The sequence below is a fragment of the Burkholderia sp. L-4 genome, from assembly GCF_056856535.1.
Window position 1 is genome coordinate 172150 of sequence record NZ_JBXEOX010000003.1, and the last position, 26474, is coordinate 198623.

At 66.7% G+C, this 26474-nt stretch carries 27 protein-coding genes; 14 read left to right on the forward strand and 13 right to left on the reverse strand.

Annotation, left to right across the window (positions count from 1 at the left end; translation table 11 throughout):
* Window positions 1-4 precede the first annotated feature (4 nt).
* Together AC1VVG_RS31310 and AC1VVG_RS31315 are read right to left on the reverse strand one after the other, a co-directional pair.
* Window positions 5-958, reverse strand: a complete 954-nt coding sequence (locus AC1VVG_RS31310; protein ID WP_034191896.1) for a LysR family transcriptional regulator — start codon at window positions 956-958, stop codon at window positions 5-7.
* 169 nt (window positions 959-1127) lie between these two features.
* A complete protein-coding gene (locus AC1VVG_RS31315) occupies window positions 1128-2423 on the reverse strand; it encodes a citrate synthase family protein (protein WP_482837390.1) in 1296 nt (431 codons plus the stop codon).
* Window positions 2424-2526: 103 nt separating this feature from the next.
* On the opposite strand from AC1VVG_RS31315, the gene AC1VVG_RS31320 reads away from it, so the two are divergent.
* From AC1VVG_RS31320 to AC1VVG_RS31335, 4 genes are all read left to right on the forward strand, one after another.
* Complete coding sequence (locus AC1VVG_RS31320; protein ID WP_482837391.1) at window positions 2527-3960, forward strand: CoA transferase; 1434 nt, start codon at window positions 2527-2529, stop codon at window positions 3958-3960.
* A gap of 109 nt (window positions 3961-4069) precedes the next feature.
* Window positions 4070-4480, forward strand: coding sequence for a VOC family protein (locus AC1VVG_RS31325; protein WP_059562442.1), 411 nt, complete (start codon window positions 4070-4072; stop codon window positions 4478-4480).
* 197 nt (window positions 4481-4677) lie between these two features.
* Window positions 4678-6243, forward strand: a complete 1566-nt coding sequence (locus AC1VVG_RS31330; RefSeq protein WP_482837392.1) for a methyl-accepting chemotaxis protein — start codon at window positions 4678-4680, stop codon at window positions 6241-6243.
* Between the two features lie 208 nt (window positions 6244-6451).
* The gene (locus AC1VVG_RS31335) at window positions 6452-7096 is read left to right on the forward strand and encodes an HD domain-containing protein (RefSeq protein WP_034191891.1); all 645 of its coding nucleotides are present in this window, start codon (window positions 6452-6454) and stop codon (window positions 7094-7096) included.
* A gap of 10 nt (window positions 7097-7106) precedes the next feature.
* Here AC1VVG_RS31335 and AC1VVG_RS31340 read toward each other — a convergent pair whose 3' ends face one another.
* Complete coding sequence (locus AC1VVG_RS31340) at window positions 7107-8087, reverse strand: helix-turn-helix transcriptional regulator (protein ID WP_482837393.1); 981 nt, start codon at window positions 8085-8087, stop codon at window positions 7107-7109.
* A gap of 100 nt (window positions 8088-8187) precedes the next feature.
* On the opposite strand from AC1VVG_RS31340, the gene AC1VVG_RS31345 reads away from it, so the two are divergent.
* From AC1VVG_RS31345 to AC1VVG_RS31355, 3 genes are all read left to right on the forward strand, one after another.
* The gene (locus AC1VVG_RS31345; protein ID WP_124608693.1) at window positions 8188-8850 is read left to right on the forward strand and encodes a glutathione S-transferase family protein; all 663 of its coding nucleotides are present in this window, start codon (window positions 8188-8190) and stop codon (window positions 8848-8850) included.
* A gap of 200 nt (window positions 8851-9050) precedes the next feature.
* Window positions 9051-9185: a hypothetical protein gene (locus AC1VVG_RS31350; protein ID WP_482837394.1), complete on the forward strand. Its 135-nt coding sequence runs from the start codon at window positions 9051-9053 to the stop codon at window positions 9183-9185.
* 45 nt (window positions 9186-9230) lie between these two features.
* Window positions 9231-10475 (forward strand): saccharopine dehydrogenase family protein, encoded by a 1245-nt coding sequence (locus tag AC1VVG_RS31355; protein ID WP_482837395.1) that lies wholly within the window; start codon window positions 9231-9233, stop codon window positions 10473-10475.
* A 46-nt stretch (window positions 10476-10521) separates the two neighbouring features.
* Here AC1VVG_RS31355 and AC1VVG_RS31360 read toward each other — a convergent pair whose 3' ends face one another.
* Entirely contained in the window at window positions 10522-11403 is an 882-nt protein-coding gene (locus AC1VVG_RS31360) for a LysR substrate-binding domain-containing protein (RefSeq protein WP_482837396.1), read from the reverse strand.
* A gap of 132 nt (window positions 11404-11535) precedes the next feature.
* Here AC1VVG_RS31360 and AC1VVG_RS31365 point away from each other — a divergent pair, with 132 nt between their 5' ends.
* Window positions 11536-12168, forward strand: coding sequence for an FMN-dependent NADH-azoreductase (locus tag AC1VVG_RS31365; protein WP_034191886.1), 633 nt, complete (start codon window positions 11536-11538; stop codon window positions 12166-12168).
* 25 nt (window positions 12169-12193) lie between these two features.
* Here the strand turns inward: AC1VVG_RS31365 and AC1VVG_RS31370 are convergent, their stop codons facing one another.
* Window positions 12194-12811 (reverse strand): LysE family transporter, encoded by a 618-nt coding sequence (locus tag AC1VVG_RS31370; protein WP_482837397.1) that lies wholly within the window; start codon window positions 12809-12811, stop codon window positions 12194-12196.
* A gap of 66 nt (window positions 12812-12877) precedes the next feature.
* On the opposite strand from AC1VVG_RS31370, the gene AC1VVG_RS31375 reads away from it, so the two are divergent.
* Window positions 12878-13801, forward strand: a complete 924-nt coding sequence (locus tag AC1VVG_RS31375; protein ID WP_059562464.1) for a LysR family transcriptional regulator — start codon at window positions 12878-12880, stop codon at window positions 13799-13801.
* A gap of 221 nt (window positions 13802-14022) precedes the next feature.
* Here the strand turns inward: AC1VVG_RS31375 and AC1VVG_RS31380 are convergent, their stop codons facing one another.
* The gene (locus tag AC1VVG_RS31380; protein ID WP_175026832.1) at window positions 14023-14421 is read right to left on the reverse strand and encodes a nuclear transport factor 2 family protein; all 399 of its coding nucleotides are present in this window, start codon (window positions 14419-14421) and stop codon (window positions 14023-14025) included.
* A gap of 82 nt (window positions 14422-14503) precedes the next feature.
* Between AC1VVG_RS31380 and AC1VVG_RS31385 the strand changes: the two genes are divergently transcribed.
* Together AC1VVG_RS31385 and AC1VVG_RS31390 are read left to right on the forward strand one after the other, a co-directional pair.
* On the forward strand, window positions 14504-15445 hold the full coding sequence (locus AC1VVG_RS31385) for a LysR substrate-binding domain-containing protein (protein WP_482837398.1): 942 nt from the start codon (window positions 14504-14506) through the stop codon (window positions 15443-15445).
* 110 nt (window positions 15446-15555) lie between these two features.
* The gene (locus tag AC1VVG_RS31390; RefSeq protein ID WP_482837399.1) at window positions 15556-15888 is read left to right on the forward strand and encodes a cupin domain-containing protein; all 333 of its coding nucleotides are present in this window, start codon (window positions 15556-15558) and stop codon (window positions 15886-15888) included.
* A 134-nt stretch (window positions 15889-16022) separates the two neighbouring features.
* Here the strand turns inward: AC1VVG_RS31390 and AC1VVG_RS31395 are convergent, their stop codons facing one another.
* Complete coding sequence (locus AC1VVG_RS31395) at window positions 16023-16322, reverse strand: H-NS histone family protein (RefSeq protein ID WP_034191881.1); 300 nt, start codon at window positions 16320-16322, stop codon at window positions 16023-16025.
* Between the two features lie 226 nt (window positions 16323-16548).
* Here AC1VVG_RS31395 and AC1VVG_RS31400 point away from each other — a divergent pair, with 226 nt between their 5' ends.
* Window positions 16549-17037 (forward strand): RidA family protein, encoded by a 489-nt coding sequence (locus AC1VVG_RS31400; protein ID WP_034191880.1) that lies wholly within the window; start codon window positions 16549-16551, stop codon window positions 17035-17037.
* Between the two features lie 36 nt (window positions 17038-17073).
* On the opposite strand, the gene AC1VVG_RS31405 is transcribed toward AC1VVG_RS31400, so the two are convergent.
* Both AC1VVG_RS31405 and AC1VVG_RS31410 read right to left on the reverse strand, forming a co-directional pair.
* Window positions 17074-18066, reverse strand: a complete 993-nt coding sequence (locus tag AC1VVG_RS31405; protein ID WP_034191879.1) for an AraC family transcriptional regulator — start codon at window positions 18064-18066, stop codon at window positions 17074-17076.
* A complete protein-coding gene (locus AC1VVG_RS31410) occupies window positions 18063-19121 on the reverse strand; it encodes an NAD-dependent epimerase/dehydratase family protein (RefSeq protein WP_034191878.1) in 1059 nt (352 codons plus the stop codon). The genes AC1VVG_RS31405 and AC1VVG_RS31410 overlap by 4 nt, the downstream gene beginning before the upstream one ends.
* A 680-nt stretch (window positions 19122-19801) precedes the next feature.
* Between AC1VVG_RS31410 and AC1VVG_RS31415 the strand changes: the two genes are divergently transcribed.
* Complete coding sequence (locus AC1VVG_RS31415) at window positions 19802-20053, forward strand: hypothetical protein (RefSeq protein WP_034191877.1); 252 nt, start codon at window positions 19802-19804, stop codon at window positions 20051-20053.
* 12 nt (window positions 20054-20065) lie between these two features.
* Here the strand turns inward: AC1VVG_RS31415 and AC1VVG_RS31420 are convergent, their stop codons facing one another.
* Entirely contained in the window at window positions 20066-21178 is a 1113-nt protein-coding gene (locus AC1VVG_RS31420; protein WP_301741796.1) for a histidinol-phosphate transaminase, read from the reverse strand.
* 427 nt (window positions 21179-21605) lie between these two features.
* On the opposite strand from AC1VVG_RS31420, the gene AC1VVG_RS31425 reads away from it, so the two are divergent.
* The gene (locus AC1VVG_RS31425) at window positions 21606-22697 is read left to right on the forward strand and encodes a helix-turn-helix transcriptional regulator (protein ID WP_124608699.1); all 1092 of its coding nucleotides are present in this window, start codon (window positions 21606-21608) and stop codon (window positions 22695-22697) included.
* Window positions 22698-22757: 60 nt separating this feature from the next.
* Here the strand turns inward: AC1VVG_RS31425 and AC1VVG_RS31430 are convergent, their stop codons facing one another.
* The 3 genes from AC1VVG_RS31430 to AC1VVG_RS31440 form a co-directional block, all read right to left on the reverse strand.
* On the reverse strand, window positions 22758-24230 hold the full coding sequence (locus tag AC1VVG_RS31430) for an NAD-dependent succinate-semialdehyde dehydrogenase (RefSeq protein ID WP_034191874.1): 1473 nt from the start codon (window positions 24228-24230) through the stop codon (window positions 22758-22760).
* A gap of 99 nt (window positions 24231-24329) precedes the next feature.
* Window positions 24330-24821, reverse strand: a complete 492-nt coding sequence (locus AC1VVG_RS31435) for an Lrp/AsnC family transcriptional regulator (RefSeq protein ID WP_034191873.1) — start codon at window positions 24819-24821, stop codon at window positions 24330-24332.
* Window positions 24822-24907: 86 nt separating this feature from the next.
* Complete coding sequence (locus AC1VVG_RS31440) at window positions 24908-26317, reverse strand: aminotransferase class III-fold pyridoxal phosphate-dependent enzyme (RefSeq protein WP_482837400.1); 1410 nt, start codon at window positions 26315-26317, stop codon at window positions 24908-24910.
* Window positions 26318-26474: the final 157 nt, after the last annotated feature.

A 26474-nucleotide genomic window follows, 5' to 3' on the forward strand; every position in this document is an offset into this window, starting at 1 on the left:
GCCGTCAACGGGTGTTCACTTTTCGTGAAGGCTGCGGTTCCCGCAGCCGTGCGCCGGGCCAACGGCCTTCCCGCACCAGTTGACGGGCGACATCGGCGAGCACCACGCGCGCGGCGAGACCGGCGGGAGACAGTTCGTCATCGGAGATGCTGGCGAGCATGTTGGGCCGCGTGGCGTATTTCTCGGCGACGGGCACGCTCGTGAGTATCACGTTCTCGGGCCTTGCGAGCGCCGCGCCCGGCTGTATCGTCGCGCCGATGCCGGCGCGGACGAAGTCCATCAGGAGCGCGAGGCCGTCGACTTCGGCGACGATGTTCGGCTCGTACTCGGCGCGCCTGAATGCGGACAGCAGCAGCGAACGCAGCCCGTGCGTGCCGCTGGGGAGAATCAGCGGAAGCCTGCCGAGATGCTTGAGCCGAACGGATGCGCTCGTCGGCATGCCATCGAGATCGCCCGCGCCGATCAGGAACAGCCGCTCGTCCAGCAGCGGCAGCACGCTCCAGCGTTGCGCGGACTCCTCGCGGAACAGCACCGCGAGGTCGATCTGACGCGCGCTCAACATGGACGCCAGATAGCCGGAGAGACTTTCGACCATGTGCAACCGGACATCGGGATAGCGCGCGCGCATGGCCTGCATGAACGCGACACCCATCACGCTCGCCGTGCTCGGCGCCATGCCGACGCTGACGTGGCCCGACAGACGGGCTGAGCGTGCAGCTAGCGCGGCATCGTCGATATGACGCAGCGCGAGTTGCGCCTGACGCCAGAACGCCAAACCTGCGTCGGTCGGGACGACGCCCGCCGAGGTGCGTTGCAGCAGACGCGTGGACAGCTCGCCTTCGAGGCGGCTGATCTGCTGACTCAATGCCGAGGTCACCACGCCGAGCTCCAGCGCTGCCTTGCCCATGCTTCCGTGTTCCACGACGCTGAGAAAATAGCGCAGTTGTCTGAGTTCCATTCCGCGATTGGTCAGAAGGATCGGGCTGATATTTTGACAGAAGGTCGTCGAACCATCCTCCGCTTCGAGGTCGGTTTGTCATGGTCCGGCGCCGGCGCCGGCGACCGCTCCCGCGAAGAGTGCGGGCTTGCGCATGTCATGGCACGCCACGCCGGCGTCACACGCTCCGCTATCGCGCTCTGAAAAACGTGGCAAGGATGTCGTTTTCCGGCGCCCCTTGCCGCGACACGGTGCGCTTTTCCGGCCGCCCGCGCGATCGAAGCGGACCCGAGCCGGCATGCGTTTCGCTTGACCGCACTCCCGTATAAACCGCGCGAGGCCTGATCAGGTCGGGATGTTCGCGCTGTTCGAGCCCGTGCGCGATCCAGCCGATCGAACGGCCCAGCGCGAACAGGCCGAACGCGGCGCCGACAGGCAGCCGCAAATGCCGGCGTAGCGCGACGAGCGCGAAATCCACCGAAGGCTTCTGGCCAACCAGCGAACTGCCCGCCTCGATCATCGTTTTCCATTGCGGATGGCGCGGCAGCATGCGCGACAACAGAGCCGCCGCCCGCACGTCGCCACCCGGATACAGCGAATGTCCGAACCCCGGCAGGTCGTCACCGCGGTGCAGGCGCTCGCGCATCGTGCGCGCGACGTCCCGGTTGCCGATTTCATCCCACATCGCCTCGACCCGCGCGGTGGTGGCGCCGTGCCGCCCGCCGGACAGAGCGGCGAGGCCGCCGATCACGACCGCTCGCAGGCTCGCATTCGTCGATGCCACGCATCGGCCCGTGAAACTCGATGCGTTGAGTTCGTGATCCGCGCACAGGACGAGCGCGATCCGGATGAGTTCCGCGCCCGCCGGGCCCACGCCCCATGCGCGCGCGCATTGCACGTGAACGGGCGCCGCATCGAACCCGGTGCGCAACAGGCACGCGGCGAGGATCCGTACCAGATCGCCGCAACCCTGCGCCCGGCTGTCGGCCGCTTGCTGCCACACCGCCGTCGGTGCGTCGTCGGTGGCGACGGCGAACAGCGGCAGGAGCGCTTGCTCCGCGCGTTGATCGCCGTAGTGCTTGAAGAGGGTGCGCAACACCGCGGGTGCGCGGGGAACGCGAGGACCGAACGCGGTGCGCTGGTCGCATTGCCAGAGCAGCGCGGCGACTTCCTCGAGACTCGCGTGGCCGGCGAGATCGAGCGCGTTCGCGCCGCGATAGAAAAGCTGGCCGCCCTCGATCAACGTGATGCTCGATTCGAGCACGGGCGCCCCCCAGTTCAGCGCGGCTTTCGCGACTTCCTTCGGTTTGCGGCCGCGCGCACGTTCGGCCGCGAGCCGGTCGACGTCCGCCGCGAAGTAGCGGCTTTCGCGCGGATTGCCCGAGGGCTCCGCGCGCAGCAGGCCGCGGCTGACGTAGGCGTAAAGCGTCTGCCGCGAGACGCCCAGCTTTGCGGCCGCTTCGATCGAATTCAGGTAGGGCGACATGGCATCAGGCTCGAATCGTTCGACAGGTTGATCAGGATAATCAACGTTGACAACAAATGCGAGCGAGCCGATCGTTGCGTCACCGAAACGATTCGAGACGAACATGCGTGCCGATCAAATTTCCCGTGTTGCGACGACGGCCGGCGAGGGGCCGATATCGCATCATCTGCAGGCGCTCTGGGCCGCGCTGGGCGGCGCGCCGCACCTTATCGAGCGTTGCCGCTTCAGCGGGTCGGGCGAACTGCCGTCCGCGTTTCGCGTGACCGACCTGGCCAGTGCGGCGATTGGCGCGGCAGGTGCGGCCGTTGCCGAACTGGTGTGCGAATCGACCGGCACATCGCCGGCCGTTCACGTCGACCGGCGCATGGCGTCGCTGTGGTTCGGCACGTCGCTGCGCCCGTCGGGATGGACGCTGCCGCCTCAGTGGGATCCGGTGGCCGGCAACTATCGGGCGCGCGATCGCTGGATCCGTCTGCACACCAACGCACCGCATCACCGGCAAGCCGCGTTGACGGTGCTCGGCTGCGCGGCGGATGCACAGGCAGTTGCCCGGGCGGTCGGCCGCTGGGACGCCGAGGCGCTCGAAGACGCGATCGTCGGGCGCGGCGGTTGCGCGGCGGTGATGTACTCGCGGGAGGAATGGGCCGCGCATCCGCAAGGCAAGGCCGTTGCTGCCGAACCGTTGCTGCACGTTCACGCCACGCAGGCGGTAGCGTCGCGCGACTGGCAGCCGGCGCGAGACCGGCCGTTGCGCGGCATTCGCGTGCTCGACCTGACGCGCATTCTCGCCGGCCCCGTCGCGACGCGATTTCTGGCAGGGCTCGGCGCCGACGTGCTGCGCATCGATCCGTATGGCTGGGAAGAGCCAGGCACGGTGCCCGACGTCGTTCTGGGCAAGCGCTGCGCCCGGCTTGACCTGAAGCAGCCCGCGGATCTCGCTACGCTCAAGCGGCTGCTGCGCGGCGCGGATATCGTCGTCCACGGCTACCGCTCCGACGCGCTCGCGCGTCTTGGTCTCGATGCCGCGCGACGGCGCGAGCTCAATCCCGCGCTCGTCGACGTATCGCTCGATGCATACGGCTGGAGTGGCGCCTGGCGTTGCCGGCGCGGCTTCGACAGCCTTATCCAGATGAGCACGGGAATCGCCGACGCTGGCATGCGCGCGGCGGGAAGCGACGCGCCGGTGAATCTGCCCGTCCAGGCGATCGACCATGCGACGGGTTACCTGATGGCGGCGTCGGCCGTACGCGGCCTGACGGCGCGACTGAAGGACGGTGCGGGCACCGAGGTTCGCGCTTCGCTGGCGCGTACGTCGGCCGTGTTGCAGCTGCGTTCCGAGCCGATGAGCGACGTGGTTGCGTTGGTTCCCGAGACGGAGCACGATCGCGCGAATCACGTCGAAGCGACGTCGTGGGGCCCCGCAACACGGCTGCTCCCGCCGTTGCGGATCGAGGGGGCGCCGCTCGCGTGGTTCCATCCGGCACGCGCGTTGGGCGCGTATGAACCGCGGTGGCTGGATTCGAACGTCGGCCTTTGACAAGCGGAGAAGGGGGCGGACGGTATCTGATCAACCTTTCGGATTCCTTTGCAGGCTGCCGGTGCACGGAGGACAATACCGCTGACGCACGCATCGGAGGTTGCGCACCATGGCCACATTCCAGCCCGGCGGTTGGCATACCGTCACGCCACGGATCGTCGTACCGGATCCGGAAAACCTGATCGCATTCGTCCGGACGGTGTTCGACGCCCGCGGCGAATACCGTGCCGGCTTGCCGGCCGACATCCGCATCGGCGATTCGGTCGTGATGATCAGCGGCGGCGACGGTCTGCGCGATCCGATGCCGGCGTTCCTGTACGTATACGTTGAGGATACCGACGCGATCCATCGGCGAGCGGTCGCGGCGCACGCGATCTCGCTGGAAGCGCCCGCCGACATGCCGTACGGCGACCGGCGCGCGATGGTGAAGGATCCGTGGGGAAACCTCTGGCAGATCGCCACGCATCGGCGCGACCTGTCGGCCGACGAGATCCGCGCAAGGCTCGCCGGCGGGGAATAGCCGCAATTTTTGCTGCCTAGTCTGTCGCAATCGTCAAGATTCATGTCGCGTCCAGGTAAAACCTTCCCGTTCCCCACGCCGTTATCCGGTTCGTAGCCCCGCGCCGCGTGCTCACGAGCCGTGACGCGGCGCTCGTCGTTCGTGATCCGGAATCCACATCCGCCGCGGCCCGCACCCGGCCCGCGCAAGGGAACGTCATGCGAAAACAACTCACCATCCGCGGTGGACTCGTCGCGACCATCGCCGGTTATACCGTGCTGCTCGTGCTGGTGGTCGGCGCCTGTATCGCGGCCCTTTATATGGGTAACGATTCGCTCGAGGCGATGTGCCGCGACGACACCGCTTCGCTGCTGCACCTGAAGACCAGCTCCGAGCGGATGCTCGTGTTGCGCGAACGCATGAGCGACGTGGCGCAGATCATCAGCGCGGGTCAATCGGGCAAGGAGGGCACCGCGCAGCTTCACACGCTCCTCAAGCAGAGCAATGACGAACTGGAGGCGTACACGCGCCTGCATGCGCGCGACGCGAACGAGCAGGCATTGTTCGACGCGCTGCAGAGCCGCCGGCGCGCGCTGCTCGATCGGGTGTTCCTGAAAGCGCTGTCGCAGCTCGACGGCGACGACGCGTTCAACTTCCTCGACACGCAGCGCACCGCGCCGCCGGCGCTGTTCGCCGCCTACCAGGATGCGATCGACGCGCTCGAATCGTTCCAGGTCGCGCGCCAGAAGGCCCGCTACGAGGCGGCCGGCGTGCGTTTCCACCGGATCGTGTGGGGGATGGCGGCGGTCGCCGGGCTGGCCCTCGTCGTCGGCTTTTTCGCGCAGCGCCTGCTCGCGAAGGCGATCATCGAACCGATCCATCTCGCGGTCGGCCAGTTCGAGAAAATTTCGAAAGGCGACCTGACGGGCACCGTCGTCGTCGCGGGCGAAAACGAAATGGCCTACCTGCTGAATGCGCTGAAGCGGATGCAGGACGGTCTGGTCGACACCGTGAACCAGGTGCGCGCGAGCACCGAGACGATCGTCGGCGACGTCCGCACGATCGCGAGCGGCAACGTCGACCTGTCCGCGCGCACCGAGCAACAGGCCGTGTCGCTGCAGCAGGCGGCCGCGAGCGTCGAACAACTGACGGCGGCCGTGCGCCAGAACGCGGACAACGCACGCGATGCGCGGACTTACGTCGAAGGGGCGGCCGGCATCGCGTCGCGCGGCGGCGAGGCGATGCAGCGCGTCGTCGAGACGATGTCCGCGATTTCGACCAGCTCCGCGCGGATTTCCGGCATCGTCGGCACGATCGAAAGCATCGCGTTCCAGACCAACATCCTCGCGTTGAACGCGGCGGTCGAAGCCGCGCGCGCGGGCGAGCAGGGGCGCGGGTTCGCGGTCGTCGCGACGGAGGTGCGCGGGCTCGCGCAGCGCTGCGCGTCGGCGGCGAAGGAAATTCGCGACCTGATCGGCAGTGCCGCGCGGCGGGTCGAAGACGGCAGCGGCCTCGTCACGCTGGCCGGCTCGGCGATGAGCGAGCTCGTCGCCGCGGTCGAGCGTGTCAACGCGATCATGGGGGAGACCAGCAATGCGTTCGAAGAGCAGTCGGCGGGGATCGAGCAGGTGAACGCCGCGGTCATCCAGATGGAGCAGACGATGCAGCGCAATGCGGCGCTGGTCGAGGAGGCCGCCGCCGCGGCGCTGTCGCTCGATGAACAGGGTTCGCGGCTGAGCGCGGCGGTCGCGCAATTCCGTCTGCGCGACGAGGCCGTCGCGTGAGGCGGGATCGTGTGGCGGTATCGCCGTGAGCGCCACACTGCGCGTTGCCGGGTAATGCATGGCCGAAGCGGTACGCGTGCCGGCCGTTGCCGATGGAGGCAGTTGTTTGCCTGATGCGCGGGCAGCGAGGCAACAGGATTCGACGTCGGGTCGCGAACGTGCCGAGCATGGGGGATAATCGGCGTCCCCTCTTCGACCCTCCGCGCCCGTGACGACTTCTGCGTTCGCCCCCTTTCAGGATCTGGCTCATACCTTGCTCGCTCAGTGGCCCGACGCTCATGGCGACGGCGCCCACGACACGTCGCATCTGCAGCGCGTGTGGAAGAATGCCGCCGCGATTCATGCCGAGGAGGGCGGCGACGCCGAAGTGCTGTGTGCGGCAACGCTGTTGCACGACTGCGTCGCGGTCGAGAAAGATTCCCCGTTGCGCGCACAGGCGTCGCGGCTGTCGGCGGAAAAGGCGCGGCGGGTGCTGAAGTCGCTTGGCTGGCCGGATGCGAAGATCGACGCCGTCGCGCACGCGGTCGAAGCGCACAGTTACTCTGCCCGTATCGCGCCGAGGACACTGGAAGCCAAGGTGCTGCAGGATGCCGACCGGCTCGATGCGATCGGCATGGTGGGCGTCGCGCGCTGCTTTTATGTCGCGGGCCGGATGGGCAGCGCGTTGTATGACCCGGCCGATCCGCATGCCGCGAATCGGGCGCTCGACGACACGCGATTCGCGATCGACCACTTCCGCACGAAGCTGCTGAAGCTGGCAACCGGTTTCCAGACCGTCACCGGTACGCGCATGGCGAACGTTCGTCGCGAGCGGTTGCAACGCTTTCTCGACGCGTTCTCCGACGAGATCTGAGGGCGCCGCTTCAATCGTCGGCGGATCGATACAGCGCGTTCAGCTGCGACAACTCGTCGAGGAACCGGTCCTTGAGCGCTCGCGGCCCGAGGATCTTCACGTGCGCGCCGAAGCCCAGCAACTTGCGCGCGCCGTGCTCGATCGATTCGATGGGCATCAGGAATGCGTTCCATCCCGGCGGTATGTCCGCGTTGCCGGCCTCATGCCCGGCCGGCGCGGCCTCGATCCGCGCATTGGCCAGCCAGGTTGCGCCGCGCGGCGATAGGGCGACATGGGCGGTGAGCCGGTGGAGATCGGCTTCGACCCGGTTCATCGCGTCACGCCAGTGCGCGGCCAGGTCGAATCGCGCGGGGCGCCTGAAACGGCGGCGCGTCGTGTTGAATTCGCGGATGTTCGCGAGCCGGAAAGTGAGCGCGGCGGGTTTGCCGACTACCCTCGCGATCAGATACCAGGCCCCGCCCTTGAGCACGAGGCCGAGCGGTTCGAGCGCGCGGCGGGACACACCGCGCCAGCTCTGGTACGTCACGTCGATGCAATACGCACCCCACACCGCATCGGCGGCTTCACGCAGGAACGCGGGCGTTTCCTGCGCGCGGTACCAGTCCACGGTGTCGACGTGCAGCCGGCTCGCGACGCGATCGGCCTGCTCGCGCGAGGCCGGCGGCAGGCTGGCGATCATCTTCAGCCGCGCGGAAGCCGCCATGCCGTCGAGCCCCAGTTCACTCGCCGGCCCGGGCAAGCCCGCGAGGATCAGCGCGCGCGCTTCGTGTTCGGTGAGCCCCGTCAGATCGGTGCGCCAGCCGTCGCGCAATTGAAATCCGCCGTTGCGGCCGCGCTCGCCCCAGATCGGCACACCGGCCGTCGAGAGCTGGTCGATATCGCGCAGGATCGTGCGCTCGGACACTTCCAGCGCTTCGGCAAGCGCCGGCGCGGTCATTCGGCCGCGCGCTTGCAGCATCATCATGATCGACAACAGGCGGCTCGCTTTCATACGCGACACGTTACCTCAAATACCTGACATTGGATGTCATGTTTTCAAGCATATGCTTCGTCGCATCACTGAACCCGTTCCACTGTAGCGGAGACGAACCATGAAGATCATTTCAGGACCGCTGAGCATGTTCGGCGCCAAGGTCGAGATTGCGGCGCACGAGAAAGGCATCGATTTCGAGCGGGTGATGGTGCCGTTCAGTCAACAGCGCGGCTACGAACCGAAGCATCCGGACGTCTTGCGTATCAACCCGAAGCGCCAGGTGCCCGTGCTGATCGACGGCAATCTGGAGATCTTCGATTCCACGCAAATCTTCGAGTATCTCGAGGACCTGAAGCCGCAGCCCGCGTTGTGGCCCGCGCAACCGGCGGCGCGCGCCGTGGCGCGTCAGCTCGAACACGGCAGCGACGAAGTCTATTTCCCGCACGTCGTCCGGCTGATGGGGCTCGAGCGCACGCCGGACGACCCGGCGGCGCAGGCCGCGCGTGCCGAGGCGGCGCAATACTATCGACGCATGGAGCGCGTGCTCGCGGATCGGGATTTTCTGGCCGGCGCCTACTCCTATGCCGACATCGCGTTCTACATGGCGCAATTGTTCGGCGCACGCAAGGGCGCGCCGATGACCGACGACACGCCGAACCTGCTCGCGTGGCGCGAACGGATGACGGCTCGCCCCGCCGTGCGCAAGGTGGCCGGTGCGATGGCGGCGTATCTTGCGTCGATCGGGGAAGCCGTTCCCGGGTTTCTTCGCGAACTTTGGTAGCGGCTTTCGCACGACGGCCGCATGATCGCCCGGCGCGGCGCCGAGCGCCGGAGCGCCGCACGAACGAAGTCCGACGTGTTCCTCTATTCCGGGCCTTGACCTTGAAGTCGACTTAAAGCTTAGAGTGCTTGCTGACGACAGTGAATCAGCAGCGTCGGGTGTCGACTGCCGCGGTCGATCACCGACGAGAGGCGACGAGCATGGACCGGCGATTGACGCAGGTCGGGCTCGGTGCGTCGACGGTCATGCGGCTCGACGTGGTCAAGGATGCGCAACGGCTCCTGAACCTACAGATGCCCCTGAAAACCTTCGATGCGCCCGGAATGCCACGCTGACGATAGGGATGCGCGACGCGCGCGCACGCACCGGAGGAGCCACTCATGCAGCAACCCGCCTACGATCTCGTCGTATTTGGCGCCACCAGTTTTGTCGGGCAGATCCTGTCCCGCTATCTGTCCGACTACCTGCCGGACGCCGGCGAGACGCTGCGCTGGGCGATCGCCGGCCGCTCGGAGGCGAAGCTCACGCAAGTCAGGGAGGCGCTCGGCGCGGCCGGGCAGTCGGTGCCGATCATCGTGGCGGACGCGGCCGACGAAGCGCAGCTTCGGGCGCTGTGCGCGCAAACGCGGGTGGTCGTGTCGACCGTCGGGCCGTACGCCCTTTACGGGGAACCGCTCGTCAGGGTCTGTGCGCAAACCGGCACCGACTACTGCGACCTCACCGGCGAGACGCAGTGGATCAGGCGGATGATCGACCGGTACGAGCCCGCGGCCCGGCAATCGGGCGCGCGCATCGTGCATTGCTGCGGCTTCGATTCGGTGCCGTCGGACATGGGCGTTTTCTTCCTGCAGCAACACGCGCGGCGGCAGTGGGGCATGCCGGCCGGGCAGGTGAAGATGCGCGTCCGCACGCTGAAGGGCGGCGCGTCGGGCGGCACCGTGGCGAGCGTGATCAACGTCGTGCGGGAAGCGGCGGCCGATCCCGCGTTGCGCCGCGAATTGCTCGATCCTTATTCGCTGTGCCCGAAAGGGCATGGCTTTACGGCGCGGCAGCATGCGGTTCGGTCCGCCGAATTCGATCGCGATTGCGATGCGTGGATCGCCCCGTTCGTGATGGCGGCGATCAACGAGCGCGTCGTGCATCGCTCCAATGCGCTGGCCGGCAATGCGTACGGCAGCCGCTTCACCTATGACGAAGCCGTGATGACGGGCGCGGGCCTCAGGGGCCGCCTGACCGCGCTGACGATCGTCGCGGGACTCGGCGCGTTCATGGTGGGCATCCTCGTCAAGCCGGTGCGCAGCCTGATGGAGCGCTTCCTGCTGCCGAAGCCCGGCGAGGGACCGAGCGTCGAGGTCCAGCAGGCCGGCCGCTACGACTTGCGTTTCTTCGGTCGGGCCGACGACGGGCGGATCTTGCGCGTGAAAGTCACCGGCGATCGCGATCCGGGTTACGGGTCGACCGGCAAGATGCTCGGGCAGGCGGCCCTCAGCCTCGCGCTGAATGGCAGCGCCGACGGTGTCAAGCGCGGGCGCGGCGGCGGCTTCTGGACGCCCGCGACGATGTTCGACGAGCGCTATATCGAGCGCCTGGTTCGCCATGCCGGGTTGCGCTTCGAGGTGATCTGAGCGTAATCCACCTGCGATTGAAGAAGCAGGGTAAAGATCGCGCCGCTCACGACGCCCGGTCGCGTTTGCCGGCGCCCGTGCGGGCGGTCGTCTCGTCCAGGATCGTCGCGGCGAATTCGGCGGCGGCCGGCATCCGGGCGTCATGCATCATCACGAATGCCATGTCCGGCAGTGCCGGCAAACCCTCGGCCACGCCCAGCTCGCGGAGCGTGTCGTCGATCGCGCTGCGCGGCACCGGGGCGATCGCGACACCCGCTCGCGCGAAGGCCCGGATGCCGGTCACGCTCGGGCTTTCGCACGCGATCCGGTAGTCCATGCCGGCCAGCGCGAGTGCCTTGATCGCGGCGCCGCGGTAAGGGCACGGATCGGGGAAACATGCGAGCGGCACGTCGCCTTCCGGAAGCGGCTCGTGGCGCGCAAACGCCCAGGCCAGCGGCTCCTGCCACAACGTCGCGCCCTGACCGGCATGCGAGCACCGGCTGCCGATCACGAGATCGAACTCGCCGTTTGCGTACCGTTGGAACAAGCTGTCGCCGATGTCGACCACCAGATCCATCCGCAGGCCGCGCCGCGCGGCGCCATGGCGTCGCATCAGGTCCGGCAGCCAGCCTTCCGCGACATCCTCCGACACGCCGATCCGCAACTTGATGTCGACGGCGTCGCCTTTTCCCAGTTTCGCCCGCGCTTCCTCGCTCAGGTTGAGCATCGCGCGTGCATAGCCGAGCAGTGTCTCGCCATGCGCGGTGGGCGTGACGCTGCGCGTATTGCGGACGAACAGGGCGCGGCCGACCTGCTCCTCGAGCCGAACGATCTGCGCGCTGACCGCGGACTGGCTGAGGTTCAGCCGATGACCGGCGCCGGTAAAGCTTCGTATGTCGGCGACCGCAACAAACGTATGAAGCAATGCCGTTTCGAGGGGAGGATTCATTGATCATCAATCCAGGTTAATTCGATCAATTAATATCGTTTCCGGATTATAAGCCGACCCGATACGCTGCGAGTTGCAGTGGGCGATCGCGCATCCCGCGCGTCGCCGTCACTCGTCGCAAGGATTGGCTCCATGACACGCGTGCTCTATATCGAAGGCTCCCCCAACAAGGCATATTCGGCGTCCATCGACGTGTGCAACGCATTTCTCGATGCGTACCGGCATGCGCATCCCGATCATGACATCCAGAAACTCGATATCTGGGACGTGGCGTTGCCCGAATTCGATGCGGCCGCGCTGGCCGCGAAGTATGCCGGACTGAGCGGCACGGCGCTGACGCCGGAACAGGCGGCGGCGTGGCAGCAGATCGAACGGCTCGCGGCGCCGTTCCACGAAGCGGACAAGTTCCTGTTCGGCGTGCCGCTGTGGAATTTCAGCATTCCGTACAAGCTCAAGCACCTGATCGACGTGATCTCGCAGAAAGACGTGCTGTTCACGTTCGACGGCACGGGTTTCAGCGGCAAGCTGGCCGGCAAGAAGGCGGCGGTCGTGTATGCGCGCGGGCTCAGCTATGAGGCGCCGGGTTCGTTTACGCCGGCCGCCGCGTTCGACCTGCAGCGTCCGTACATGGAAACGTGGCTGAAGTTCGTGGGCGTGACCGACCTCACCGGGATTGTCGTGGAGCGCACGTTGTTCGGCCCGGACGGGAAGATCGATCGCAGTCGCGCGCTCGACGAAGCCCGGACGATCGCGCGCACGTTCTGACGTTGCCGCGTGGTCGGCGGTCAGGTCAGCGCCCGCCGCGCGCGATGGCGAGCGCGACGCCGAATCCCACGAGCAGGCAACCGAAGGTGCGGTCGATCCAGTGGCGCAAGGACAGCAGGCGATCGCGGACGGCCGTCGCCGAAAAGCAGACGGCCACCAGGCTGAACCAGCCGGCATGCGCGACCGCGATGAACGCGCCATAGCCGATCTGTACGATCAGCGGCGTGTCGGGCCGCACGGCCTGCATGAACAGGCTGACGATGAACACCGTGGTTTTGGGGTTCAGCGCGTTGGTCAGGAAACCGGTGCGTAATGCGGCGAGATCGGACAGCGGGGCCGCCGGCGTGTCGGGTTGCCTAGCGTGGGCCTTGGCCATGAGCATCTTGACGCCCAGGTAGACCAGGTAGATCGCGCCGATCAGCTTGATGGCGTTGAAGAGCCACAGCGATTGACGGATCAGCAGCCCGATGCCCAGCAGCGTGTAGCTCACGTGAACCGTGACGCCCAGCCCGATTCCGAGCGCGGTGAGCACGCCGGCGCGGCGCGACAGCATGAGGCTGTTGCGCGTGACCATCGCGAAGTCCGGGCCCGGGCTGATGACGGCCAGCAACGTGATGGTGACTAAAACTAGCAATTCGGTCATCGCTTTTCCTTTCGGTCGGAGTCTTGATGGCACAATTGTAGCCACCGTATTCCATCAGGAAAAACGATGATTTCTGACGACGATCGTGAGTTTGACTCACAATCGACCCGTGCGAACCTGCCGTCGCTGATGGCGCTGCGCTGTTTCGAGGCGGCGGCGCGTCACGAGAATTTCAGCCGTGCGGCGGACGAGCTGTGCGTGACCCACGGCGCGGTCAGCCGCGCGGTGCGTCTGCTCGAGGAGGATCTCGGCGTGGCGCTTTTTCTGCGGCGCAGTCGTCGCGTATTCCTGACCGATGCAGGACGCAAGCTGGCGCAGGCCGTTCACGACGGCCTCGGCCTGATGCGTCGCGCCACGCAGGAATTGCGTGGCGAGGCTGAGCGTGCCCGGCGGTGGGTACTGTCGTGCGAGCCGACGCTGCTGATGCGCTGGCTGATCCCGCGCTGGCCGGATTTCCAGGCGCGACAGGCGGATGTCGATATCCACCTGGTTGCCGCGGGCGGGCCGTTTTCGTTCGACAGCGGGATCGACATGGCGATTCGCCGCAACGATTTCACGTGGCCGGCGGGGTATCACGCGGAGCCGTTGTTCGCCGAGCAGGTGGGGCCGGTTTGTCGACCGGACAAAGCCGGTGCGTGGTTTGCCGCGCGCCGCGGCCAGCGTTCGTTGAAGCAGGAGGCGCCGCTCCTGCATACGCGGACCCGGCCGAATGCGTGGAAGGAGTGGGCGGTGGCGGCCGGTCTGCCGGCCGCGAGCAGGCGCGGGCAGACGTTCGATCATTTCTATTTCAGCCTGCAGGCGGCCGTTGCGGGGCTGGGGGTGGCGATCGGGCCGTGGCATCTCGTGCGCGACGACATCGAAAGCGGTGTGCTGGTCGCGCCGATGGGATTCGTCGAGGATGGCTCGCATTACTGCCTGCTGACGCCGGCGCCGGTGGTGGACGGGAGCGTACCGGGGGCGTTGTTGAGGTGGTTGCGGGCGGTAGTGTGATGGGGGGAGTTGGGGAGCGGAAATGGGCCGTGCGTGGCGAACTCGATCGGGGGTGTCGATCCATTCCGGCCCTGACGGCAGGGTCCGAGGTCAAACGGTCGTTCCGTCTCGTCCCGGAACGCCGGCTGCTCGGCGGGGCTCCAGCGTGCGCGGAAGTGCGACTTCATGCGGAGCAGCCCACCGCACACGCCAGCCGTCGGGATTGGCCGACATCGATTCGGCTACGCGTATTTGTCGCCGACCGTACTGCGAATCGGATGGGTGTCGTAGACGATGATCATCCGTTCGATGCGCCCCGCGGTGTCGAACTCGAACACGTCGACGCACTCGAAGTGCGCCACCGAGCCGTCTTTCAGCGCCCAGTCGTAGATGAAGTAGCCTGTCGCACGTCGAGCCCCGCTCGTGCTGACGCAGATATCGATCGGTGTAATCTTGCTTGCTCCCGACGCGGCGGCAACCTTCGAAAAGAAGCGCTCAGGGTGCATCCAGCCGAGAAATGGCGAGAAAATCTGCGCGTCCGGCGTAAAGAGCGCGCAGATGGCATCGACATCGCCTCGCTCCAGTTCCCGAAGGTAAGCGCGAACCTGTTCCGTATATAGTGAGGCCGACGTTGAGCCCAAGATTATCCTCCGATCATTCGTTGACAACCCCGTTCATTCGCGTGAACGGGGCATCCGGTAGACGCACGATAGCGACGCACCGATGACTGAACAATCGAAAAATTTGCAAGCCGGGTATGCGGCGCATGCATACCCGCTGGCCGACCTGACGCGGCCCCTGCCGCCGTTGGCGGCGATTCAGTCGTTCGTCGCCGCGGCGCAGCTCGGCAGCGTCAGCAAGGCGGCGGATCACCTGTGCCGTACGCAAGGCGCGGTGAGCCGCCAGATACAGCAACTGGAAACGCATTATCGATGCGCACTCTTCGTGCGCCGTGTATCGGGTCTCACGTTGACGGCGGAAGGAAGCGAGCTGCTGACGGTCGCGGTCAACGTGCTCACGCAACTGGTTCAGCACGCGGACGTGCATGCACGGGCGACCTCGGTGCTCACGTTGAAGTTGCCGTCCACGTTCGCCATTCGCTGGCTGCTCTCGCGGCTGCCGGACATTCATCGCGCGATGAGCGGTACGGAACTTCGTATTTCGACATCCGCGGACGATACGCCGGATTTCACGACGCCCGACGTCGATGCCGTCATTGTGCGCGGCACGGGGCAGTGGACCGGCATGGAAGCGGTACCGCTCTTTTCCGAGATGCTCACGCCGATGTGCGCGCCCGTATTGGCCGCATCGCTTCAATCCGTTGCCGACCTTGCGCAGGTCGATTTGCTTCATCCCGGGCCCAGCCACGCGGAGTGGCGATGCTGGCTCGATCATGTCGGGGCGCGCCAGATCGATGCGGGACGCGGACTGGTATTCGATACCCTCGAATTGACGCTCGCGGCATCGGTGGAAGGGCACGGCGTGGCCATCGGCGACCCGCGAATGGCACGAGACCGACTCCGTGCCGGATCGCTGGTGACGCCGTTTGCGGACGTGGTTCCGGACGGCCTGTCCTACTTCCTCGTCTATCCGCCTCAACGTGCGGCACAACCGAAAATTCGCGCCCTCGCCGACATCTTGCTGCGACTTGCGCGAGAAGACTGATTGACAGGCGAGCGTCCGATGCGGCGCGGTAACGGCTGGACTGCAGTGAACATTTCGCGGCGCCTTTCAACCCGCTTCCTGCATCGGAAGGACAATCACGAGGTCGAGCGATGCAACTTCAAACCGGTAACCTGTTCAGTGTCGAAGGGCAACGCGGCGGCGACGAGCGGATCGATCTCCTCGTCACGGCACAGCACCTGAATGTCGAGCGGATCGTGTCGATGGGACACACGAGCCCCGATGGATTCTGGTATGACGACGCGCGTGCCGAATGGGTCGTCTTGCTGTCGGGCGCGGCCGTGATCGAATTCGAAGAAGGTTCGACGCGGCACGAGATGCATCCGGGCGACTATGTGCTGATCGAACCGCATTGCCGCCATCGTGTTGCGTGGACGCATGAAGAAACGCAAACCGTCTGGCTTGCGATTTATTACGAACGATGAGGAAGGAATTGGCGTGCGGCGGGCCGAATGAGACAAATGGGTATTAACCCGGAGCGGTCTTTGAATCCCGCCGGTATCGATGCCCCACTCGCCGGACAGCGCGCTGAACCGCGCGCCGGTACGCGCCGAAAATCTTATTCCTGGATCAGGAATCGATTGCGGTTCTTAGCATCCTTGATCCATGCCGGCGCGCGACCGCGGCCCGACCAGGTTGCACCGGTCTTCGGGTCGCGATACTTCGCCTGCACGGGCGCCGCTGCCTGCTTGGCCGGCCGACCACGACGCGTGCCGAAAATGTCCTTTTCGGTAATGCCGTATTCCGCGACCTTGGCACGGATGTCGTCGACGATCGCCTGGAATTCGGCGATGCGCGCGGCTTCGGCCTTTTCGGCCAAAGCGTCCATTTGGGCTTTCAGTTCCTTGTAAGTCGCCATATATCGCTCATCAGGTTGTGTGTTCACATGATAGCGGTTTCAACCGGAAATGATGAAAAAAATCTCGCCGACTACGAATTACGGTGTCGATATCGCGCGCGGGACTGCTTCGAACACCTGATAAGTGTGTCAATTGCGTCATTTTCGGCGGATGGGTGCCTTCGGGACAAGATTCGGGGACTCAATTATTCTTTATCTTTTTTATGAAGGATCGGGGAATTCACGGATGAACAGAGACGATAAGCTGAAACAGATCGCGGCCGATTTCGGATTCGATCCGGACGCGGAAATCAGGATCGGCGGAAAGTACACGCCCGTTCTGGTCGATGGAAGGACGGCCTATATCTCAGGCCAGATTCCGCGAATCGGGGAAGTCGTGCATTTCGTCGGTATCGTCGGCGAATCCGTTTCGCTGGACGACGGCCGCCGTGCGGCCGGCATATCGGCGCTGCGTGCGCTGTCGCTGATTCGCAAGCATTGCGGCACGCTCGATGCGATCGCGACGGTGCCGCGCATCACCGTTTATGTGCGCAGTGCACCCGGCTTCACGATGCAAAGCGAAGTGGCCGACGGCGCGTCCGACGTCCTGTACGCCGTGCTCGGCGATGCCGGCGTCCACACGCGTTCGTCGGTCGGCGTGGTGCAGTTGCCCAAAGGCGCGGCGGTGGAAGCCGATTTCATTTTCGGGCTGAACCGCGACGACGCCACACGCTGATCGCCCGCCGGTCCAACGATGGGGCAACCTTGTGCGTCAGCGTGGCATCGTCCGCGAGCGTGCGGCGTCGGGGGTCATGCCGGTCCATTCGTTGAACGCGCGGAAGAACGAGTTCGGATCCTGGTAGCCGAGCAGGAACGCGATCTGGCTGTAGGGGAGATCCGAGCGATCGAGGTAGTGCCACGCGAGCTTCTCGCGGACATCGGCCAGGATGGTCTTGAAGGTCGCGCCGTCGTCGCCGAGCCGGCGTTGCAGCGTGCGCTTGCTGATCGCAAGCGTCCGTGCGACGTCGTCCGCGGTGGCGAGGCCGCCCGGGATCAATTCGAGCAGTGCCGCGCGCACGCGTTCGACGATACCCGCGCCCGCCGACAGCGCGTCGAGGCGGCGGCGCAGATCGGGTTCGAAGATTGCCCACATCGCATGGTTGGCCGTCACGAACGGACGCCGCGCGTCCTGCAGCGCGAAGCTCACGGCGGGCGCGTCGCCGTATTGCGGTGCCACGCCGAAAAAACGCGCATAGCCGGGATGCGGCGCGAGGCCGCGCGGCAGCGTGACGGCGCGGGCGGGCAATGCGGTGCGGGTTGCCAGCCGCGCCAGCTTCACGAAGAAGCCCAGTTCGGCCGCGAGCAGCATGCCGGGCGGCGGCACCTCGCGTTCGAGGAAGTCGACGGCGAGCACGAGCGCGTCGGCATCGTGCGTGACGTGCACGCGCATCGGGCCGATCAGCGGCTTGAACTGGCCGATGCGCCGGATGGCGACCTCCAGGTCCGGACTGCACAGCGCGGCGAACAACAGCGGGTCGAAGGCCTCGACGGAGAGCAGGTCGAGGAGGCGCAGCGCGACGGCCGGCACGCCGGCCAGCTCCTCCACCGCCTGCCACATGCGGAAGTACTCGCGGGTGGTCAGCCCGTTCCCGGGCCGCGCGAACAAATCGGCGGGCAATTGCGCGCGCCGCAGCAGTTCGTCGGTACGCAGGCCGAGGTCGGCCATCACGATCTGGTAGCCCGGTAAAATCGCGAAGCGGTTCATCGCCGCAATTGCCCGGTTTCGACGAACTGCTGAAAGAAGTCGTTCATCGACTCGGCGAGCGGGCGATAGCGCAGGCCGAGTTCGTTGCGACTGCGGCTGTTGTCGCCGCGCCAGGGAAGCCCGACGTTGCGCGCGATCACGCGGCGCGTCACGCCTTTGTTCGCGAGCGGACCGACCAGCCACACGAGCCATTTGGGCAGGATGCGCCGCGGAATCGGGTAGTCGGCGCCATACCGCTCGAGCAGCGTGGCGGCCATCGCCGGCAGGCTGGTATCGTGACCGGACACGATGTAGCGGCCGTTGGCGCTCGCCAGAAACGCGGCCCGGACGTGCGCATCGGCGACGTCGCGCACGTCGACCGCGCCCAGGCCGAGATTCGGCACGCCCGCTTTCATCGTGCCGTTGCCCATCTGCCGCACGATCTCGAAGCTTTCCGACGTGGCGTACGGATTGATGCCGGGGCCGATCACGAGCGACGGATTGATGGTCACGAGATCCCAGCGGTGCTGCGCGCCGGCGATTTTCCACGCTTCGCGCTCCGCCACGGTCTTCGAATACGAATACGGCTGATGGGCGAGCGACGAGCTGGTGTTCCAGATCGCCTCGGTGAACACGCCGTTCGGCGTCGCGGCGAGATCGGCGTTGTCGCCGTAGATCGCCGCGCAGCTGCTGGTCAGCACGACGCGCCGCACCGACGGTGTGCGGTTGGCCGTTTCGAGCACGTTGCGCGTGCCGAGCAGCGCCGGATCGACGAGTTCCTTCTGCGGGTCGCGAACGGTGACCGTGAACGGCGACGCGGTGTGGAACACGATGCCGCAACCGGCCATCGCAGCCGCGTACGAGCCGGGTTCGAGCAGATCGGCGCGGAAAAAACGGATCGTGCCGGGTGTGCCCGCCGCGATGCGCTGGAGGTGCTTCAGCTTGTCCGGGCTGTCGGGGTCGCGGACGGCCGCGTGGACCGTCAGGCCGGCCTCGAGAAGCCGTTGCACGAGCCGGCCCGCGACGTATCCGGTGGCGCCGGTCACCATCACGGGGAGGTCGGTATCGATATTCATGGGCGTGGGTTCCGTGGCAGAGGCGATGCGTCATGATGCCGCCTTTTACGCGCCAATTCACTTGCAAAGCGCGCCAATCGACATGCAAGGTGCGACAGGCGGCGCGATGCCCGCTGCCCGCGTCGACATGGACAGTGGCGCGCTGGACCGGCTTCATGCGCTGTCTGACGTGCCGCCGGCTCCACGACGGACGGTCGCCGATCGCCGTCGCGGACGGCCCGCGGCAGACCTGGCATCAGGCGTTGCGGACGCAACCGGTGCCCGGAACCTGACACGCCGCGACGGTGCAAGGCAAACGCGTCCGAATTGCGGGCCGCATCGCGCCTGAACCCCGATCCGGTCGAATTCGCACCGCCGTCTTATCGGCGGGAGGTGCCCCGCCTCCGGCATTTCCGTAACCCGTCGCGCAAACGATATCGGCCGGCATCCCCATTTTTGGGGATGCCGGCGCGGGCCGGTGCGCCTACGATTGACGACAGTGCACCGGGGAGCGGATGTAACGAAAACAAACGAACAGGCCTGCCATTCCGTGTCGATTGCATGCGATCGTCCGCGCGGTTGAACGACACGGCCGTTGCATGCGGACGACGCACGGCGTGGGCGGTGCATCGTTGGCATCGCGGCACGATGGCGTTGACGACGGAAGGCCTGATGTCGTATTTCGGGGAATGGCAATCAATATGCTGGCAAGAGACTACGTGGAACGAGAGCTTTCTCACATCCAGAGAATGGTGGCTCTCCTGGACAGCGATGCGATCGCTGACGACGTATCGATGTCGGGCGCGGCGCGCGTCAGGCATCCGAGCTACTGGCGCGGGCGCATCGAGGAACTGCTGTCGGCGCCCGACGTGCCGCGTCACGTCAGGAAGCTCAGCGAAGCCGTGCTCGCGAAGATCGACGAACTGGAATCGCGGCTCGCGACGATGAAGTAAGCACCCCATTGCTTATTCGCGCGCCATCACGTCGAGCAGCGCCGCGCGAAACGCAGCCATCTCCAGAGCGGTGCCGATCGAGACGCGCAGGTACTCGGGCGGCCCGGACTCGCGAATCAGGACACCGTGACGCAGGAGTCCGCTCCAGATCCGGTGGCGATCCGCAAACTTGCCGAACATCACGAAGTTCGCGTCCGAATCGGCGACCGCGAGGCCCCGGCCGCGCAGCCAGCACACGGTCGCGTCGCGTTCGACCTTGATCGCGTCGACCTGCGACAGCATTTCGTCACGCGCGGCGAGCGCCGCGCAGGCCGCCGCCTGCGTCAACGCGGACAGGTGATACGGCAGGCGAACCCGCTTCAGCGCGTCCACGATCGCCGGCGCGCATGCGCAATACCCGATGCGGCCCCCCGCGAACTTGAATGCCTTGCTCAACGTACGCGTCACGATCAGCCGCGGATGGTCGGGCAGCAGCGTCACCGCGCTGCGGACGCCGTGACGACGGAATTCCGCATACGCTTCGTCGACGACGACCACACCCGGCGCGAGGTCGAGAATCGCGCGGATGTCGTCGATCGGCAGCGCGGTTCCCGTCGGGTTGTTCGGTGACGTGAGCAGGATCACGCTCGGCCGGTGTTCGCGGATGCCGTCGAGCGCCCGATCGAGGTCCAGCGAGAAATCCTCGTCGCGCGGCAACGTGTGCAGGCGCGTGAAGGTCGTCCGGCAGTATTCGTCATACATCGGATACGCGGGCGTAAAGGCCAGCGCCGAGCGCCCCGGGCCGCCGAATGCCTGCAGGATCTGCTGGATCACCTCGTTCGACCCGTTGGCCGCCCAGACGCGGCTCGCGTCGACCGGCACGCCGGTGTCGTGCGTCAGGTAGGCGGCGAGATGCGATCGCAGTTCGGCGAAGTCGCGATCGGGATAGCGGTTCGCGTCGCGCGCCGCATCGGCCACCGCGGTCGCGATGCGTTCGACGAGCGCCGGCGACGGCGGATACGGATTCTCGTTGACGTTCAGGCGGACCGGCATGTCGAGCTGCGGCGCGCCGTACGCATGCCGCAACTTCAGATCGTCCCGCAGCGGCAAATCCGACAGGGCAATGTCTTTCCACGGTTGTTGCATTGAAAACACTCCGGACGTTATCGATGGGGCGGCGCAGCGGGCTTTTTCGGCGGCAAAAAACAAAAAAGGCGCCGGAGGCGCCTTGGTTGTCGTGTTGACCGGGGAGCTACCCGATCGATGACTGGATGCGAAACGACCCACGGCGCAATGGAGGGCGGCCGTGGTGATGGTGCAGCGAGGACGTGGCGTTTCGGATCGTCATGCGCTGCATCATGGCATACCCTGATCCGGATGAAAAGCCGGCCGCGGCGCGGTTCGTGCCGGCGTCGGCCGCGCTGTCTTGCCAGGATTGCCAATACATCAGACGAGAAACGGTAACAAACGTGGTATTTCAGACCAAACGTACCCGGTTAATTTGAACGATCTCGTTCATTGAGTAAGATGCGCTGAAGACGTTCGACAGAAACGCACGGCGCGGGGTAGCCAGATGCAACTGAACGGATTGATTCAATCGGCGTGGATCGACGACATCTACGCGGCGGCACTGGGCGATCAACGATGGGAAGCGGTGCTGGACGGGCTGCGATCGTCGGTCGGTGTGCGCATGGCCACGCTGCTGTCGTTCGACGACAAGGCGAGGGTGCCGGCGATCGAGCAGGCGGCCGGCGACGACGCGTCGTGGGTCGCCGCGTGCTACCACAGCTACAACACCGAGTTCTACCTGTACGACCCGGTCGTGCCGATCGCCGCGGACTGGCCGACGGGGCGCTGGTTCGAGGACGTCAAGCACCTGTCCGCGCACCAGCGCGCGCACAGCGTGTTCTATCAGGAATTCATGCACCCGTTCGGGCTCGGCAGCATCTCGGGCCTGTACATCCATCGCGGCGAAGGCTCGGGCGCGTTCCTCAGCGTGCAGGGCGGCCCCGACTCGCAGGGGCTGTCCGACGATCAGCGCCGCATGATCGAAATCATGGGCGCGCACATCAGCCGCGCGCTGCGGATCCAGGCGCGCATCGGCGAACTCGAAGCGCGCGTGGCCGCCGCGGAATCGGCGCTCGACGCGATTCCGGTGCCGGTGTTCCTGCTCGGCGCGCGGCGCGAACTGCGCTACACGAACCGTGCGGCCGATCAACTGATCGCCGCCGAACCGGCGCTGCGGGTCGTGAACGGGCGTTTCGCGCCGGAAGGATGCGTCGACGACGCGCAATGGCGGCATGCGTTCGCGCGCGGCGGGCTGCTGCTGCGGCGGACGACGGGCGAGCCGCTGCCGCTGGCGTTGATCCCCGTTCCCGAACAGTCGCACCTCGCGCGCGAACGGCCGGGCGTGACGGCATTGATGACCGCCGCGGACCTGCGCTCGCCGTCGGCGCGCGCGCAGCGATTGCGCGTGTTCTACGGGCTGTCGTCGGCCGAAGCCGACCTCGCGGTGCTGCTGTGCTGCGACGGGCGCTCGCCGCAGGAATGCGCGGCGCTGCGCGGCGTGTCGATCGGTACGGTCCGCGCGCAGATCAAGTCGATCTACACGAAGACGGACGTGGCGCGCGCGGCGCAGCTGACGTCGCTGGTCATGCAGACGTGACGATGCGTGACGGCCGGCCCGACCCTGCGGTGCGCGGCAGGCCGGCGCGTCCGGCCGGATTCACTCGAGCCCGCCCTGGCACAGGTACTTGATCGACAGGTAATCGTCGAGGCCGTAGCGCGAGCCTTCGCGGCCGTAGCCCGATTCCTTCACCCCGCCGAACGGCGCGGCCTCGCTCGCGAGCGCGCCTTCGTTGATGCCGACGATGCCCGTTTCGAGCCGTGCCGACACGCGCGCGATGCGCCGCACGTCCTGCGTGTAGAAATACGCGGCGAGCCCGAACGGCGTGTCGTTCGCCGCGCCGACGGCCTCGTCCTCGGTATCGAAGCGGAACAGCGCCGCGATCGGGCCGAACGTTTCCTCGCAGTTCAGTTGCATGTCGGCGGTCGCGTCGGCGAGCACCGTCGGGGCGTAGAAGTTCGGGCCGAGTTCGGCCAGACGCTTGCCGCCGGCGAGCACGCGCGCGCCGCGTTCGACAGCGTCGCCGACGTGGCGGGCGATCTTGTCGACCGCGCGCGCGTTGATCATCGGGCCGATCTGCGCGGCCGGGTCGGTCGCCGGCGCGACCTTCAGCGCGGCGACGCGTGCCGCGAGCTTCGCGGCGAACGCGTCGTAGACGCCGCGCTGCACATACACGCGATTCGGCGACACGCAGGTCTGGCCGCCGTTGCGGAACTTGGACGCCATCAGCCCGTCGACCGCGCTATCGAGCTCGGCATCGTCGAACACGATGAACGGCGCATTGCCGCCGAGCTCCAGCGACAGCTTCTTCAGCGTCGCCGCCGATTCGCGCGCGAGCAGCTTGCCGACGGGCGTCGATCCGGTGAACGTGATCTTGCGCACGCGGCCGTCGGCGAGCCAATCGGCCACGGCAGCGACCCCGCGCTCGCGCGAGGCGGCGATCAGGTTCAGCACGCCGGGCGGCACGCCGGCTTCCTGCGCGAGGAAGGCGAGCGCGAGCGCGGTCAGCGGCGTGTCTTCCGCCGGCTTCGCGACGACCGTGCAGCCGGCCGCGAGGGCGGGCGCGATCTTGCGCGCGATCATCGCGAGCGGGAAATTCCACGGCGTGATCGCGGCGACGATGCCGATCGGTTCCTTGACCGCGCTCAGCCGTTTGCCGCGCTGCTGCTGCGGAATCAGGTCGCCGTACGTGCGCGTCGCTTCCTCGGCAAACCACAGCACGTACGACGCGCCGTAGGCGACTTCGCCGCGCGCTTCGGCGAGCGGCTTGCCCTGTTCGCGCGACATCAGCTTCGCGAGATCGTCGGTGTGCGCGATGATCGCCGCGTGCCACGCGCGCAGGATCGCGGCGCGTTCGCGAGCGGGCGTCGCGCGCCATGCGGGCAGCGCGCGTGCCGCCGCGTCGGTCGCGGCGCGCGCGTCGGCGGCTCCGCTGTCGGGTGCGTGGGCAACGGTCTCGAGCGTCGCCGGATCGGTGACGTCGAAGCGTGCGCCGTCGAGCGCATCGCGCCAGGTACCGTCGATCAGGTTGGCGGTACGCAGCAGTTCGGTTCGGGACAGCGTAAGCGGCATGACAGGTCCTTGGATGAAGCGGTTCGGCGGCGGCGCGGGCGCGCGACTACCCCGCGCGGACAGCACGCTGCCGCGTTCGAGGCAGGCGGGCACCGTGCGTCAGTGCCGGTCGCCGAACAGCGATTCGAGCGGATAGTGCCGTTTGACGAACGGCGACTTGATGATCACGTAACTGAAATACTTTTCGATGCCGATGTTCTGCTCGAGCAGCCCCTCGACGATCGTCTGGTAATGGCTCACGCTGCGCGTGATGAACTTCAGCAGGTAGTCGTAGCCGCCGCTCGCGAGATGGCACTCGACGATCTCGTCGACGTTGCGGATCGCCGCGACGAAGCGGTCGAAGTCCTCGCGCCGGTGGTCGGCCAGCGTGACCTCGGTGAACACGACCTGCACGTCGCCGAGTTTCTCGAGCTGGATGTGCGCGCCGTAGCCGCCGATGTAGCCGGCCTTCTCGAGCCGCTTCACGCGGATCAGGCAAGGACTGGGCGACAGCCCGACCGCATCGGCCAGCTCGACGTTGGTCATGCGGCCGCGCTTCTGCAACTGGGAGAGGATGCGCAGGTCGATGCGATCCAGCTTGCTGTCCGTCATGTTCACGTGAGAGGCGAAAAAATGGAATGTCCGGTTACTTTAGAGTCGAACGAGGGCCGCCACAAGCCCGGCTTTCCCTTGACCGGTCAGGCCGGCTGCGCGTGCGCGGCGTCGAGCGCGCGCTGCACGCCGGCATCGCCCAGCACGTCGTCGAGCGTCTTGCGCACGCGTTCGAACAACAGGTCGAACTCGCCCGCGGTGAAGCTCAGCGCCGGCGCGAAGCCGAGCACGCCGTCGCCGAACGCGCGGAACACCACGCCGTTCGCGTAAGCGGCCGCCGCGATCTTGTCGGGCACGTTCAGCGCCGGGTCGAAGCGCGTCTTGCGGGCCTTGTCGGTCACCAGTTCGAGCGCACCGAGCAGGCCGATGGAACGCGCATCGCCGACGAGCGGATGCGCGCGCAGCGCGTCGAGGCCCGCCGCGAAGCGCGGTGCCAGCGCCTGGCCGTTCGCGAGCAGCCCGCCTTCGTGATAGAGCTTCAGCACCTCGAGGCCGATCGCCGCGCTGACCGGATGCGCGGAATACGTATGGCCGTGGCCGACCACGGCCGATTCGGCGCGGCTGCCCGCGATCCCTTCATAGATTTCATCGGACATCAGCACCGCGCCCATCGGCGCATAACCGGCGGTCAGTCCCTTCGCGACGGTCATCAGGTCCGGATCGACCTGTTCGGTCTCGCACGCGAACAGCGGCCCCGTGCGGCCGAAGCCGGTGATCACCTCGTCGGCGACGAACAGGATGCCGAGGCGACGGCAGGCGTCGCGCATCGCCTTCAGCCAGCCGGCCGGCGGCACGATCACGCCGCCGGAACCCTGCACGGGCTCGCAGAAGAAGGCGGCCACGTTGTCCGCGCCGAGTTCGGCGACCTTCGCTTCGAGCGCGGCGACCGACGCGGCGATCAGCGCCTGCGGATCGTCGCCGAGCGGATGGCGATACGGGTAGGGCGACGGGATGTGATGCTGGTCCGCGCGCGGCAGGTCGAAGTGACGGTGGAACGCCGGCAGCGCGGTGAGGCCGGCGCCGATCGACGACGAGCCGTGATAACCGCGCTCGAGCGCGATCATCTGCTTTTTCGACGGACGGCCGGTCGCGTTGAAATAGTGCGTGATGAAGCGCACCGCGGAGTCGACCGCATCCGAGCCGCCGAGCGTGAAGTACACGTGGTTCAGCGACGGCGGCGCGAGCGCGGCGAGCCGTTCGGCCAGCTCGATCGCCGGCTGCGAGCCGAAATGGAAATAGCCGGTCGCGTAGGGCAGCTTCGCCATCTGGTCGGCGGCCGCTTTCACGATGCTGTCGCGGCCGTAGCCGACGTTCACGCACCACAGGCCCGAGAACGCGTCGAGCAGCGTGTGGCCGTCGGCGTCGCGCAGGAACACGCCGTCCGCGGATTCGAGCACGGTGGCGCCGCGCGCCTCGTGTGCGCGATAGTTGACGACGGGGTGGATCAGATGCTGACGATCGGCTTCGATCAGCGCAGCGTGGTCGGCGTGGTTCATGGCAGGGCAGGACTCTCGTCAGGTGTCAGCGGTGAGTTCATGCTACCGGGCGAACGATCCGCATGCGCTTTCAATTTGCGCCCCGAAACGTATGGGCGCGGCGTTTGCACGGGGCGCTTCGGCATTTTCTGCTGCGCGCCCCGCCGTGCCGGACGCG